This is a genomic window from Variovorax terrae (assembly GCF_022809125.1).
Lineage (GTDB): Bacteria > Pseudomonadota > Gammaproteobacteria > Burkholderiales > Burkholderiaceae_C > Variovorax_A > Variovorax_A terrae.
In genome coordinates, this window is record NZ_JALGBI010000001.1 from 1,227,293 (window position 1) to 1,240,675 (window position 13,383).

At 70.3% G+C, this 13,383-nt stretch carries 12 protein-coding genes; 10 read left to right on the forward strand and 2 right to left on the reverse strand.

Annotated features, from left to right (window positions below; all coding sequences use genetic code 11):
* Positions 1–12 precede the first annotated feature (12 nt).
* From MMF98_RS05780 to cydX, 6 genes are all read left to right on the forward strand, one after another.
* Positions 13–1,128 carry an acyltransferase family protein gene (locus MMF98_RS05780; protein WP_243305213.1) on the forward strand — a complete coding sequence of 372 codons (1,116 nt, stop codon included), beginning with the start codon at positions 13–15 and terminating at the stop codon, positions 1,126–1,128.
* A gap of 232 nt (positions 1,129–1,360) precedes the next feature.
* Complete coding sequence (gene cydD, locus MMF98_RS05785; RefSeq protein WP_243305216.1) at positions 1,361–3,022, forward strand: thiol reductant ABC exporter subunit CydD; 1,662 nt, start codon at positions 1,361–1,363, stop codon at positions 3,020–3,022.
* The gene (gene cydC, locus MMF98_RS05790) at positions 3,019–4,722 is read left to right on the forward strand and encodes a thiol reductant ABC exporter subunit CydC (protein ID WP_243305219.1); all 1,704 of its coding nucleotides are present in this window, start codon (positions 3,019–3,021) and stop codon (positions 4,720–4,722) included. Before cydD ends, cydC begins: the two co-directional genes overlap by 4 nt.
* Before the next feature lie 63 nt (positions 4,723–4,785).
* Positions 4,786–6,372, forward strand: coding sequence for a cytochrome ubiquinol oxidase subunit I (locus MMF98_RS05795; protein ID WP_243305221.1), 1,587 nt, complete (start codon positions 4,786–4,788; stop codon positions 6,370–6,372).
* Positions 6,373–6,376: 4 nt separating this feature from the next.
* Entirely contained in the window at positions 6,377–7,531 is a 1,155-nt protein-coding gene (gene cydB, locus MMF98_RS05800; protein ID WP_243305224.1) for a cytochrome d ubiquinol oxidase subunit II, read from the forward strand.
* A gap of 68 nt (positions 7,532–7,599) precedes the next feature.
* Positions 7,600–7,722, forward strand: coding sequence for a cytochrome bd-I oxidase subunit CydX (gene cydX, locus MMF98_RS05805; RefSeq protein WP_243305226.1), 123 nt, complete (start codon positions 7,600–7,602; stop codon positions 7,720–7,722).
* A 108-nt stretch (positions 7,723–7,830) separates the two neighbouring features.
* Here the strand turns inward: cydX and MMF98_RS05810 are convergent, their stop codons facing one another.
* Entirely contained in the window at positions 7,831–8,178 is a 348-nt protein-coding gene (locus tag MMF98_RS05810; RefSeq protein ID WP_243305228.1) for a DOPA 4,5-dioxygenase family protein, read from the reverse strand.
* Positions 8,179–8,458: 280 nt separating this feature from the next.
* On the opposite strand from MMF98_RS05810, the gene MMF98_RS05815 reads away from it, so the two are divergent.
* The 4 genes from MMF98_RS05815 to MMF98_RS05830 all read left to right on the forward strand — a co-directional run bounded on the left by MMF98_RS05815 (position 8,459) and on the right by MMF98_RS05830 (position 12,119).
* Positions 8,459–9,547 (forward strand): PA0069 family radical SAM protein, encoded by a 1,089-nt coding sequence (locus tag MMF98_RS05815; RefSeq protein WP_243305229.1) that lies wholly within the window; start codon positions 8,459–8,461, stop codon positions 9,545–9,547.
* Positions 9,548–9,613: 66 nt separating this feature from the next.
* Positions 9,614–10,618: a Bug family tripartite tricarboxylate transporter substrate binding protein gene (locus tag MMF98_RS05820; RefSeq protein WP_243305231.1), complete on the forward strand. Its 1,005-nt coding sequence runs from the start codon at positions 9,614–9,616 to the stop codon at positions 10,616–10,618.
* A 6-nt stretch (positions 10,619–10,624) separates the two neighbouring features.
* A complete protein-coding gene (locus tag MMF98_RS05825) occupies positions 10,625–10,912 on the forward strand; it encodes a 2Fe-2S iron-sulfur cluster-binding protein (protein ID WP_243305234.1) in 288 nt (95 codons plus the stop codon).
* Between the two features lies 1 nt (position 10,913).
* The gene (locus MMF98_RS05830) at positions 10,914–12,119 is read left to right on the forward strand and encodes an aromatic ring-hydroxylating dioxygenase subunit alpha (protein WP_243305236.1); all 1,206 of its coding nucleotides are present in this window, start codon (positions 10,914–10,916) and stop codon (positions 12,117–12,119) included.
* Between the two features lie 778 nt (positions 12,120–12,897).
* On the opposite strand, the gene MMF98_RS05835 is transcribed toward MMF98_RS05830, so the two are convergent.
* Entirely contained in the window at positions 12,898–13,383 is a 486-nt protein-coding gene (locus tag MMF98_RS05835; RefSeq protein ID WP_243305238.1) for a MarR family winged helix-turn-helix transcriptional regulator, read from the reverse strand.

The window sequence follows — 13,383 nt, forward strand, 5'->3', positions numbered from 1 at the left end:
CCATTCCTGCCCATGCACGCGCTTCCTGGACGGCTGCCGCTGATCGACGCCCTCAAGGGCCTCGCGTGCGTGCTCATCGTCTGGCATCACCTGGCGTTCTACGGGCCGATGTCGGACATCGCCTATCCGCTCGCGCCCCGGCTGATCAGCTGGCTGTACGACTACGGCCGCCTGGCGGTGCATGTGTTCCTCGTGATCGGCGGCTTCCTGGCGGCCGCCAGCCTGGCGCCGGCCGGCGTGGCGCGGTTCGAGCAGCCGGGCCTGCAGATCCTGCGCCGCTACTGCCGCCTCGTCGTGCCGTACCTCGCGGCGCTGGTCCTGAGCGTGGCTGCCGCCGCCCTGGCGCGCCACGGGCTGCGCGACGAATCGGTGCCGTCGGTGCCCACGGTCGCGCAACTGCTCGCGCATGGCCTGCTGCTGCAGGACTTGCTCAACCAGGAGGCGCTGTCAGCCGGCGTCTGGTACGTGGCCATCGACTTCCAGCTGTTCGCGCTCACGGTGCTGCTGTTCAGCGGCGTGCGCTGGGCGCAGCGGCGCTGGCCCGGCACGACGGCGCGGCTGGGCGTGGTGCTGGTGCTCGGCCTGGCGCTGCTGTCGCTGCTGTACTTCAACCGGCATCCGGGGCTCGATGAAACCGGGCTGTACTTCTTCGGCTCCTACGGGCTCGGCCTGCTGGCCTTCTGGGCCGGCCGCTCGCCTCGGCCGTGGCTCTGGCTGGGCGGCATGGCCGCGATGGGGGCGCTGGCACTGGCCATCGATTTCCGGGCCCGCATCGCCACCGCGCTCGCCGTCGCGCTCATGCTGGCCTGGGCCCAGCGCAGCGAATGGATGCGGCGCTGGCCGCATCCGCCGCTGGTGCGCACGCTGGGCCAGACCTCCTACTCGGTGTTCCTGGTGCATTTCCCGGTCTGCCTGCTGGTGAACCTGCTGGTCAGCCGCCTCTGGCCCACGCAGCCGCTGGCCAACGCCCTGGGCATGCTGACCGCGTTCGTGCTGTCGGTCCTGGCCGGCCAGCTGCTGCACCGGGGGGTGGAGGCGCGCCCGCCCTCGACCCGCCAGGTACTCCAATGGATGGTGGGGCTGATGGCGATCGGGCTGTGCGTGATCGGCTTCGAGCACCTGGCCTGAAGAGGCCGGGCGGGGTGCCGGATAACCCTGGCTTTCACTTGGAAGGCTTGGCAAACGGTGGTGCCCCCTGTATGGTCGGGCGATCTGGTTGACAGGGCGGCGGGCACGACGGTCCGGGCCCGGCGCGGCGGCCCCGTCCGCGGCAACCGCGACACTTTCCCCTTCGTCTTCCTTGCCCAAACCACCCCCAACCTCGCCACCCCCGGCCTCCCGCCAGCAGGAGCCGCTGGCGATGGGTTGGAGCTGGGGCAGCCTGCTGCAGGCCATGGCCTCCGCGCTTTGGCTGCCGCAGGCGGCCTGCCTGGCCTATGCCGTGCAGCGCTTGGCCGACGCCGCGGCGCAGGACGCCGCGGGCTGGCGCATCGTGGCCGGGCCTGCCGCGCTGCTGTTGCTGCTGGGGCTGCTGCGCGCGGCGCTCGAAGGCTGGGGCTTGCGCCGGGTGTTCCGGCAGGCGCGGGCAGGCCTGTCGCAACTGCGCGAACAGGTGGCAGCGGCACTGGCCCTGGGCTCGCCGCTGGACCGTGCGCGCCCCGCCTCGGGGCTCGCCGCCAGCGCAATCGCTGAGCAGGCGGAGGCGGTGGTGCCCTATCTCACGCGCTACCAGCCCGCGCGCCTGCGCGTGATGGTGCTGCCGCTGCTGATCCTGGCGGCGGTGTCGCCCCTGTCCTGGGCGGCGGCGCTGGTGCTGCTGCTCGCGGCGCCGCTGATTCCCCTGTTCATGGCGCTGGTCGGATGGCGGGCCCAGGCGGCCAGCGAGGCCCAGATGGTCGAGATGGGCGGCATGAGCGCCTTCCTGCTGGACCGCCTGCGCGGGCTCGCCACCGTGCGCGCGCTCGACGCGGTGCAGGCCACGGCGCAGCGCCTGGACGACGCCGCGCAGTCGCTGCGCCAGCGCACCCTGCGCGTGCTGCGCATCGCCTTCCTGTCCTCGGCCGTGCTGGAGCTGTTCTCGGCGCTCGGCGTGGCGATGGTGGCCGTCTATGTAGGCTTTCACCTGTTGGGCCAGCTCGAGTTCGGCGCCTGGGGCCGGCGGCTGTCGCTGGGTGAGGGGCTGTTCATCCTGCTGCTGGCGCCGGCGTTCTTCGAGCCGCTGCGCGAGCTGTCGGCGGTCTGGCACGACCGGGCCGCGGGTGAGGCCGCGCTGCAGGCGCTGCGGCGCCTGGGCGAGGCGCGGCCGGCGCTGCTCGCGGCGCCCGGCAGTGGTGGCGCCAGTGCGCATCTCGGCGCGGACCGCCCCGCCGCGGTGGCGCTGCGCATCGAGGGTCTGCGCTTCGCCTACCCCGGCACCCCGGCGCCCGTGTTCGGCGCGTTCGGCCTGCAGGTGGCACCCGGCGAGCATGTGGCCGTCATGGGCGGCAGCGGTTGCGGTAAATCGACCCTGCTGGCCCTGATCGCAGGGCTGGCCCCGGTGCAGGCCGGCCGCATCGAGATCGACGGCGTGCCGCTGTCGGCCGCCACGGCGGACGGCCTGCGCGAATGCATGGCCTGGATCGGCCAGCGGCCGCATGTGTTCGCCGGCTCGGTGCAGGCCAACGTGGCGCTGGGCCGGCCGGGCGTCGGCGCCGCGCAGGTGCGGGCCGCGCTGCAGGCCGCGGCGCTGGAGCGGGTGGCGCAGGCGCATCCCGGCACCGGGCTGGGCGAGGGCGGCGCTGGCCTGTCGGGCGGGGAGGCGGTGCGGCTGGCCCTGGCCCGCGCGGCGGCCTGGCCGCAGGCCGGCCTACTGCTGGCCGACGAGCCGACCGCCCATCTCGATGCGCAGACCGCGCACGAGGTGACGCAGGCCCTGCTGCTACTGGCCCGCGGCCGCACACTGATCGTCGCAACGCACGACCCGGTGCTGGCGGCGCGCCTGGGCCGCCAGGTCCGGCTCGATATGCCGCAGGAGCCGGCATGAGCTTCTGGCACGAGCTTCGCCCGGTGCTGGCCCTGTTCCTGGCGGGTCGCCGCCGCGCCCTGCTCGCAGGGGCGGCACTGGCCGCGGCGACGGTGCTGGCGGGCATGGCGCTGCTGGGCCTGTCGGGCTGGTTCATCAGCGCCACGGCGCTGGCCGGCCTGAGCAGTGCCACAGCGCTGGTCTTCGACGTGTTCATGCCCTCGGCCGGCATCCGCCTGCTGGCGCTGGGCCGGACGGCGGCGCGCTACGCCGAGCGCCTGGTGACCCATGACGCGACGCTGGCCGTGCTGGCCGATCTGCGCGTGCGGCTGTTCAGGGGCTGGGCCCGGCCCGAGGCCGCGCGGCAACTGCTGCTGCGGCCGGCACGGCTGCTGTTTCGCCTGACGGCGGACATCGATGCGCTGGACTCGCTCTACCTGCGGCTCATGGTGCCCGTGGCCTCCGCGCTGGTGGCCGCGCTGGCGGCGGGCGTGGCGCTCGGGCTGGCCAATGCCTGGCTCGGGCTGGCGATGGCACTCTGGCTGATCGCCGCCTGTGTGGCCATGCTGGGATGGGTGGCGCGGCGCTCGCGCGGCGCGGCGCGCCGGCGCGCCTACGGCATCGAGGCGCTGCGCGCGCGCAGCGTGGACCTGGTGGCGGGGCAGACCGACCTCGCCATGGCCGGGCGCCTCGAGGCCCAGTGCGCAGCCCTGGCGGCTGCCGACCGCTATGTGGCGCGCGCCGACGATGCGCTGAACCGGCTGGAGGCGCAGGCCGGCGCCGCGCAGGGCGTGATCTCGGCGCTGACGCTGTGTGGCGCGCTGCTGGCGGCGGGCCTGCTGGTGGGGCACGGGACGATCGGCGTTCCGGGGGCGGCGCTGATCCTGCTGATCGCGCTCACCGCCGCGGAGCCGCTGGCCGGCCTGCGCCGCGGCGCGCTGGAGCTGGGGCGCACCCTGCTGGCGGCCCGGCGGCTGCTGCCGAACATGGTTGAGGCCGCGCCGGCACCGGACGCGGCAGCCGCAGCGGGTGGTGGCTTGGCGGCCGGGTGCGCCGTGCAGGCCCGGGGGCTGGGCGTGGCGCATGCAGGCGCAGGCGTGGCCGCGCTGCAGGACATTTCGCTGACGCTGCAGGCCGGGGAACATGTGGCGCTGGTCGGGCCCAGCGGCGCCGGCAAGTCGACGCTGCTGGCGGCGATTGCCGGCGAACTGGCGCCGCAAGCCGGGCAGGTGCGGGCGCTGCCGCACACGCTGCTGACGCAGCGCACCGAGCTGTTCCAGGACAGCCTGCGCGACAACCTGCGCCTGGCCTGCCCCGGTGCGGCGGACGCGCAGCTCTGGGCGGCCCTGCAGGCCGCCGGCCTGGAGGAGACCGCCCAAGCCCTGCCGCAGGGGCTGGACACCCGGCTCGGCGAAGGCGGGCTGGGCCTGTCGGGCGGGCAGGCGCGCCGCCTCGCGCTGGCGCGCCTGCTGCTGCGGCAGGTGCCGCTGTGGCTGCTCGACGAGCCCACCGAGGGGCTCGACGCGGCCACCGCCCGCGACGTGCTGGGGCGGCTGCACGGCCTGTCGCAGGAGCGTGCCATACTGGTGGCCACACATGTGCGGCGCGAAGCGGCGCTGGCCGACCGGTTGCTGACGATGCACGGCGGCCGCATCGTTTCCGAGGCGAGGCGGGGCGAGGCTGGTTTCGAGGCGGCGCTGCAGGCGCTGCGGCCCGATTGAACCCCGTGGGACAGAGCGGGAAAAGTCCGGAACACCCAGACATCATGCAGAAAGGGAACCCACATGGAACTTGACATTGTTGGACTGTCGCGATTGCAGTTCGCCATCACGGCGCTCTACCACTTCCTCTTCGTGCCGCTGACGATCGGCCTGTCGATCGTCATCGCCATCATGGAGACGGTCTTCGTCATGACCGGACGCACCATCTGGCGCGACATGACCAAGTTCTGGGGCGCGCTGTTCGGCATCAACTTCGCCATGGGCGTGGCCACCGGCATCGTCATGGAGTTCCAGTTCGGCATGAACTGGAGCTACTACAGCCACTACGTGGGCGACATCTTCGGCGCGCCGCTGGCGATCGAGGGGCTGATGGCCTTCTTCATGGAAGCCACCTTCGTGGGCCTGTTCTTCTTCGGCTGGGACAAGCTCTCCAAGGTCGGCCACCTGATCGCCACCTGGGCCGTGGCCATCGGCTCCAACTTCTCGGCGCTGTGGATCCTGATCGCCAACGGCTGGATGCAGAACCCGGTGGGCGCGGCCTTCAACCCGCAGACCATGCGCATGGAGGTGACCGATTTCTTCGCGGTGCTGACCAACCCGGTGGCGCAGGCCAAGTTCGTGCACACGGTGTCGGCGGGCTACGTCACCGCCTCCATCTTCGTGCTCGGCGTGTCGGCCTGGTACCTGCTCAAGGGCCGGCACCTGCAGCTGGCCAGGCGCTCGATGACGGTGGCGGCCTCGTTCGGCCTGGCCTCGGCGCTGTCGGTGGTGGTGCTGGGCGACGAGAGCGGCTACCTGTCCACCGAGCACCAGAAGATGAAGCTGGCCGCGATCGAGGCCATGTGGAAGACCGAGCCCGCGCCCGCGGCCTTCACGGCCTTCGGCTTCCCGGACCAGGAGACGCGCGAGACCCACTACGCGATCCACATCCCGGCCGTGATGGGCCTGATCGGCACGCGCTCGCTGACCACGGAGATCCCGGGCATCGAAGACCTGGTCAAGCTGGCCGAGCTGCGCATCCAGCAGGGCATCAAGGCCTACGACGCGCTGCAGGCCATCCGCGCCGCCGGCAGCACGGCCGCCATTGCGCCCGAGGTGCGCGCCGCCTTCGAGGAGAACGGCCCCGAGCTCGGCTACGCGCTGCTGCTCAAGCGTTACGTGGACGATCCGCGGCAGGCCACGCCCGAGCAGATCTCCAAGGCGGCCTGGGACACGGTGCCGCGGGTGGCGCCGCTGTACTGGTCGTTCCGCGTCATGGTCGGCCTCGGCATGTTCTTCATCCTGCTGACGGGCACCTTCTTCGTGCTGTCGGCGCGGCGCCAGCTCGATCGCCGGCGCTGGCTGCTCAAGGTCGCGGTGCTGGCCATCCCGCTGCCCTGGATCGCCGCCGAGTGCGGCTGGGTGGTGGCCGAACTCGGCCGCCAGCCCTGGGTCATCGAAGGCGTGCTGCCCACGGCCGCCGCCGTCTCCAGCCTGGGCGCGACCACCGTGCTGTTCACCATCGCCGGCTTCGTGCTGATCTACTCGACCTTGTTCGTGATCGAGATGAAGCTGATGCTCAAGGCCATCCGCAAGGGGCCCGACGAGCATCCCGCCCCGGCGCCTGGGCGGCTCGCGCCCAGCGCCTCCCCCCTCGCCACTGCGGAGTAACACCATGATCCTGCATGAACTCATCAACTACGACACGCTGCGCATGATCTGGTGGCTGCTGCTGGGCGTGCTGCTGATCGGCTTCGCCGTGACCGACGGCTTCGACCTGGGCACCGGCATGCTGCTGCCGTTCGCCGCGCACGACGACATCGAGCGGCGCGTGGTCATCAACACCATCGGCCCGGTCTGGGAGGGCAACCAGGTGTGGCTGATCCTTGGCGGCGGCGCCATCTTCGCGGCCTGGCCGCAGCTCTATGCCGTGTCGTTCTCGGGCTTCTACCTGGCCATGTTCGCCACCCTCGTGGCGCTGATCCTGCGGCCCGTGGCCTTCAAGTTCCGCAGCAAGCGTGAAGGCGCGCGCTGGCGCGCGAGCTGGGACTGGATTTTGTGCGTGGGCGGCTTCGTGCCCGCGCTGATCTTTGGCGTGGCCGTGGGCAACGTGCTGCAGGGCGTGCCGTTCCGGATCGAGTCCGACATGCGCATCTTCTACGAAGGCACGTTCTTCGGCCTGCTCAATCCGTTTGCCGTGCTGTGCGGACTGGTGTCGGTGGCGATGCTGATGCTGCACGGCAGCGCCTGGCTGCAGCTCAAGACGCAGGGGCCGGTGGCCGAGCGCTCGCGGGCCTGGGGCAGCGCGGCGGCGTTGCTGACGGTGGCGCTGTACGCGCTGGCCGGCGTGCTGCTCTGGTTCTTCATCGACGGCTACCGGCTGACCGGTCCGGCCAACATGACCGGCCCCTCCAACCCGCTGCTCAAGGGCGCCGAGCGGCATGCCGGCGCGTGGTTCGCCAACTACGCTGCGCATCCCTGGCTGTGGCTCGCGCCCCTGCTGGGCCTGGCGGGGCCGCTGCTGGCGCTGCTCGGGCTGCGCCTGCGCCGGCCGGTGCTGGCCCTGCTGAGCAGCGCCCTGGGCATCACCGGCATCATCCTCAGCGTCGGCGTCTCGATGTTCCCGTTCATCCTGCCGTCCTCGCTGAACCCGCGCGCCAGCCTCACGGTCTGGGATTCGTCGTCGAGCCACCTGACGCTGTTCATCATGCTGGTGGTGACGGCGATCTTCATCCCGCTGATCGTGGCCTACACCTCCTGGGTCTACAAGGTGCTGTGGGGCAAGGTGGACGAGCAGGCCATCCGCGACGAGCGTGGCCATGCGTATTGAGCCTGGCCCCGCAACGGGTCCGCTCCATGCCGCTGCTGCCCCGCGGGGCTTGAGAAAGGATTGTTGAGATGTGGTACTTCTCCTGGTTGTTGGGCCTGCCCCTGGCGGCGGCCTTTGCGGTGCTCAATGCGATGTGGTTCGAGCTGATGGAGGACGAGGCCATCCGCCACGACAAGATGGACAAGCCCTGAGACCGAAGTTTCAGAGGGTTTTTGCCTGGATGTCCGCGTGCAGCGGTCATCGGGTGCTATTGATTTTGTAGCAATCCCCGAGCGACCGGGGCACTGCGCCGGGGCCGCTCAGCCGCCGAAGACGTGCAGGTTCAGCGGCGTCGGCCGGCCCAGCCAGCTGGCATGCGTGGTGTGGTCCTCGAGGTCGTTGCCGGTCAGTCCGTGCACCAGCACGTCCAGCCCCTGCCGGTGCTGCTCCAGCCAGGCCATCACGGCATCGAACTGCGTGTGGTCGAACGCGAGCTGGCAGCTCCAGTGCGGATGCGGGCCCACGATCTTCTCGTGCACGCGGCCCACCGCCACGCCAAGCTGTTCGCCCGCCGCGTGGCACAGCGCACGCGCCTGTTCCACGGTGGACGGCCCGAAGTAGACATGGGCGTGGTAGTTCGAGTAAAGGTTCTGGGGTCTCGGAATCATGGCTGAGGGTCGATGTGCCGCCGCAGGCGGGCGGCGGCCTGCGGAGGACCGGTCTCGCCCATTGTGCCGCCAAAGCGGCGCCCGCGTTTCAGCGCCCGGCGGGCGCCGGGTTTCTCACCGAAAACTGTCAGAGGAGGTGGGCTGCAAGCCGCTTGCATATTGATGTTCCTTGAATATACTGTATTTATGAACAGTATTTTCTTGAATGCGGAAAGCCGCACATCGGCGGCCCTGGCCAACGACGCGCCGCACCGGGCGCTTGCCGGGGAAGGCACCCGCGATGGATGAAGTCCGCATCCCCGTGCAGGCCCTCAAGGGCCGTGGCGCCGCCTCGCGGCTGGCGCACCGTTTCGAGAAGGACGCGCGCGCCGCGTTCGACGACGGATGGGGCACGCTCGAGGAAGGCGCCATGGCGCCGTTGCCGCCGCTGCAGACCGAGGTGATCTGGGAAGACGCCAGAAGCATCATCACCGGCAACGATTCGCCCGACATCTACTTCGAGCGTTCGATCAACCCCTACCGCGGCTGCGAGCATGGCTGCATCTACTGCTATGCGCGCCCCACGCACAGCTACCTCGGCCTGTCGCCGGGGCTGGATTTCGAGACCAGGATCATCGCCAAGCGCAACATCGCGCAGGTGCTGCGCGCCGAGCTCGCGAGGAAAAGCTACCGGCCCGCCCACCTCGCCATCGGCACCGTGACCGACTGCTACCAGCCGGTGGAGCGCGAGCTGCGCCTCACGCGCGCCGTGATCGAGCTGCTGCACGAAACCCGCCACGCCTTCGGCCTCGTCACCAAATCGAGCGCGGTGGAGCGCGACCTCGACCTGCTGGCGCCGATGGCGGCAGAGCGGCTCGCGGCGGTCTACGTCACCATCACCACGCTCGACGGCGAGCTCGCGCGCAAGCTCGAGCCGCGCGCGGCCGCGCCGCACCGGCGGCTGCGCACCCTGCGCACGCTGGCCGAGCAGGGCGTGCCGGTGGGCGTGAGCGTGTCGCCGCAGATTCCCTTCGTCAACGAGGACATGGAGCAGGTGCTGGAGGCCGCCTGGGACGCCGGCGCGCGCAGCGCCTTCTACAACGTGATCCGCCTGCCGTGGGAGCTGAGCCCGCTGTTCCGCGAGTGGCTGGCGCTGCACTACCCGCTGCGCGCGGACCGCATCATGGCGCGCATCCAGGAGATGCGCGGCGGCAAGGACTACGACAGCGATTTCGCCACGCGCATGAAGGGCAGCGGCCTGTGGGCCGAGCTGATCCGCCAGCGCTTCGAGAAGGCCACGGCCCGGCTGGGCTACAACCGCGCGCGCATCGCGCTCGACCTGCGGGCCTTCCGCCCGCCGGGCGGCGCGGGGCAAGGCCACCTGTTCTGATCGGGTATTGACGCGGGTCAAATTTGGTTGATATTATCAACAAAACAAACCCGTTGGAGACAACCCATGACCCACGACGCCTTCGCTTCCTCCCCCGGCCGCCGCCGCGCGCTGCAGGCCCTGGCCGCCACCGCGGCCGCCGGCCTGGCCTGGCCGCTGCGAGCCCAGGACGCCTTTCCCTCCAAGCCGATCCGCGTGGTCGTGCCGTTCGCGCCCGGCGGCGCGATCGACGTGGCCGTGCGCGCCATGGCCGAGAAGGTGGCCACCCTGCTGAACCAGCCGGTGGTGGTGGACGCCAAGCCCGGCGCCGCCACCATCGTCGGCGCGGATGCCGTGGCCAAGGCCGCGCCCGACGGCTACACGGTGCTCATCACCACCAGCTCCACCACCATCAACAACGCCGCGGTCTACAAGAAGCTGCCCTACGACCCGGCCACCAGTTTCGCGCCCGTGACCATGGTCTCGCTGGGCAGCGTGATGTTCGCCGGCCCGGCCACGGCGCCCTACAGCAACCTCAAGGAATTCGCGGCCTGGGCCAAGGCGCAGAACCGGCCGATCAGCTTCGGCTCCTGGGGCGTGGGCTCCTCCGCACACCTGTTCGGCGAATTGCTGCGCACCCGCTACGGCCTGAACATGCAGCACGTGGCCTACAAGGGCGACGTTGCCGCGCTGACCGACGTGCGCGGCGGCGTGCTCGACACCACCTTCTCCAGCCCGGTCAGCGCGCGGCCGCTGGTGAGGGCCGGCAGCATCAAGGCGCTGGGCATGACCGGCCCGCGCCGCTCGGGCGGCCTGCCCGAGCTGGCCACCTTCGGCGAGCAGGGCTTTGCCGGCTTCGAGCTCGCGGGCTATGTGGCCGTGTACGTGCCTGCCGGCACGCCGCGCCCCGTCATCGACCGGCTCAACAAGGCTTTCGTGGCGGCCATCCGCTCGCCCGACGTGACACAGCGCCTGATCGACCAGGGGCAGGACCCGATCGCCGGCACGCCCGAAGAACTGCAGGCCATCTACAACCACGACTTTCCCCTGTGGACCGGCATGCTCAAGGCCGCCGGCATCCAGCCGGAGTAAACCCGCATGACGCAAGCCACGGCCGACAAGGCCTTTCAGGTGGTGCTGGCCCGCTCGGGCCGCACCGTGGCGGTGGGCGAGGGCGAGAGCATCCTCGATGTGCTGCTGCTCGAGGGGCTCGACGTGCCCAGCTCCTGCCAGCAGGGCATCTGCGGCACCTGCGAGACGCGGGTGCTGGCCGGCACGCCCGACCACCGCGACCTGCTGCTCAGCGACAGCGAGAAGGCCAGCGGCAAGACCCTGCTGATCTGCTGCTCGCGCAGCCATACCGACACCCTGACCCTGGACCTCTGACATGAACGCCCGCCAAGACCCCCGACCGATCATCCCCATCCGCAACGCCTACGAGCTGCCCGCGCCGACCTCGCGCGACGACCTCACGCGCGTGGGCCGCGGCACGCCCATGGGCGAGCTGCTGCGCCGCTACTGGCACCCCGTGGGCCTGTCCACGGACGCTGGCGACACGCCGCGCGAGGTGCAGGTGCTGGGCGAGACGCTGATCCTGTTTCGCGCCGGCAACGGCGAGCCCGGCCTGCTGTACCCGCGCTGCGCGCACCGCGGCACCTCGCTGATCTACGGCAAGGTCGAGGACGACGGCATCCGCTGCTGCTACCACGGCTGGAAGTTCGGCCCGCAGGGCCAGTGCCTGGACCAGCCCTGCGAGCCCGAGGGCGGCAAGATGCGCCACAAGGTGCAGCAGCCAGGCTACTCGGTGGCCGAGCGCTATGGCCTGATCTGGACCTACATGGGCCCGCCGGACCGCCAGCCGGTGCTGCCGCAGTTCGAGCCGCTCGAACACCTGGCCGAGGGCGAGTTCCTGGAAGCCGACGACCAGAGCATCGGCGGCGGCGGCCCGGTGGTGATCGACTGCAACTGGCTGCAGCACTACGAGAACGTGGTCGACCCCTGGCACGTGCTGGTGCTGCACGGCACCTTCTCGGGCGTGCAGTTCACCGACATGATGCTGCGCGCGCCCACCATCAGTTTCGACTACACGCCGATCGGCGTGAAGGTGACCTCGCTGCGCACGCTGGACGACGGCTCGATCTTCCGCCGCGTCACCGAGGCCAGCCTGCCCACGCTGCGCGTGGTGCCCAACCCGCGCGTGGGCCAGTACGCACGGGTGGAATCGATCGGCTTCGTGCTGCCGATGGACGACACGCATTTCCGCATCTACACCGTGGCGCGGGTGCGCGAGAAAGGCGAGCTCACCGCCTTCCGCTCGCGCCAGGGCGGCAAGCTGTGGCGCGAGCTCACGCCCGAGGAGCACCGCCAGTACCCGGGCGACTACGAGGCGCAGGTGGGGCAGGGCGCCATCACCTTCCACTCGGAGGAGCACCTGGCTACCACCGACAAAGGCATCGCCATGCTGCGCCGCATGCTGGCGCAGCAGCTCGACGTGCTGGCCGCGGGGGGCAACCCGGCGGGGGTGAGCTTTGATCCGGCCGAGGCGATGATTCGCTTCGAGGCGGGGAATTTTCATGATCCGCTGGTGGGGTGATCTGAGGCTTGAGATTTCTTGATTTCGAGGTGAAATCGGGCTGATGTCCTTGTGCTGCGGTCGTTTCTTGCTATGGATTCAGGAGTTCTTTGCTCGTTGTCTTAGATGGCTGGCTCGCCTGCAGGCCGGGACTCGGCCCGGCGGCCGACTCACTTTTCTTTGCTTCGCCAAAGAAAAGTAAGCAAAAGAAAGGCGAGCCGGGTTCGTCGGCCCTGCGCTTCGCTTCGGGCACGCTGCGCTACTCGGGCCGGGCGGGAGGCTCAGAAACTCGCCCTGCGGGCTCAAACATCTTCGCCTCTTTTCCCGCCCGCCCCTGCGTTGCTCGCCTCCTCACAACGGCGGTGGGAAACCAACTCCCCCTCTCATTGACAGGACGCGCCATGGCGCGTTCTTGTGGGCTTGGTTTTTTGTCTTTCTCCCCCACGCCGTCCTGGCATGGCCGAGCAGCGCAGCGGCAGGTGGATCAGGGCTGGCGTTGTTTGAGCGAAGCGAGTTTAGCCAGACCCCACCTGGCGCGAGCAGCGCAGGGAACCCCGAAGGGGCCATGACTGCGGCTCGCCTTTCTTTTGCTTACTTTTCTTTGGCGAAGCAAAGAAAAGTGAGTCGCCTGCCGGGGCGAGTCCCGGCTTGCAGGCGAGCCAGCCATCTAAGACAACGAGCAAAGAACTCCTGAATCGATAGCAAGAAACGACCGTAGCACAAGGACCTCTGGCCAATTGAGCCCAAAAAATCCAGAATTTCCAGCCCATGAGGCACAACAGCCCCACCTGCCAGCCGCTCAGGCCTGCCCCCCCGCCTGCAGCGCCTCCTCACTGGCCACCAACTCCTGCGCCTTGGCCTTGAGCTTGGCCAGGCTGCTGACGAGCTGGTCGATCTCGGCCTGCGTCAGCGCGCTGCGCAGCACGCGGTCGCGGTCGCGCGCCGCTTCGCCGAGGCCCTTCACGATCCTGCGCCCGGCGGCGGTGAGCTTGATGCGGGCCGAGCGCGCGTCGGCGGCATCGGCGCGCCGCTCGGCGAAGCCGCGCTCCACGAGGCCGGTGACGATGCGGCTGATCTGCGCCTTGTCGGTGCTGGAGTAGGCCACCAGGTCGCGCAAGGCCACCGGCTGCAGGTACTCGATCAGCGCCAGCGTGCGCCACTCCATCAGGCTCACGTCGTGCTCGCGGCGAAAGCGCATCGACGCGCTGCGCCGCAGCACGTCGGAGGTGCTGTTGACTTCGTAGCTCAGCAGGGGGCGGAAGGCGGGCGTTCGGGGGGCGGCCAT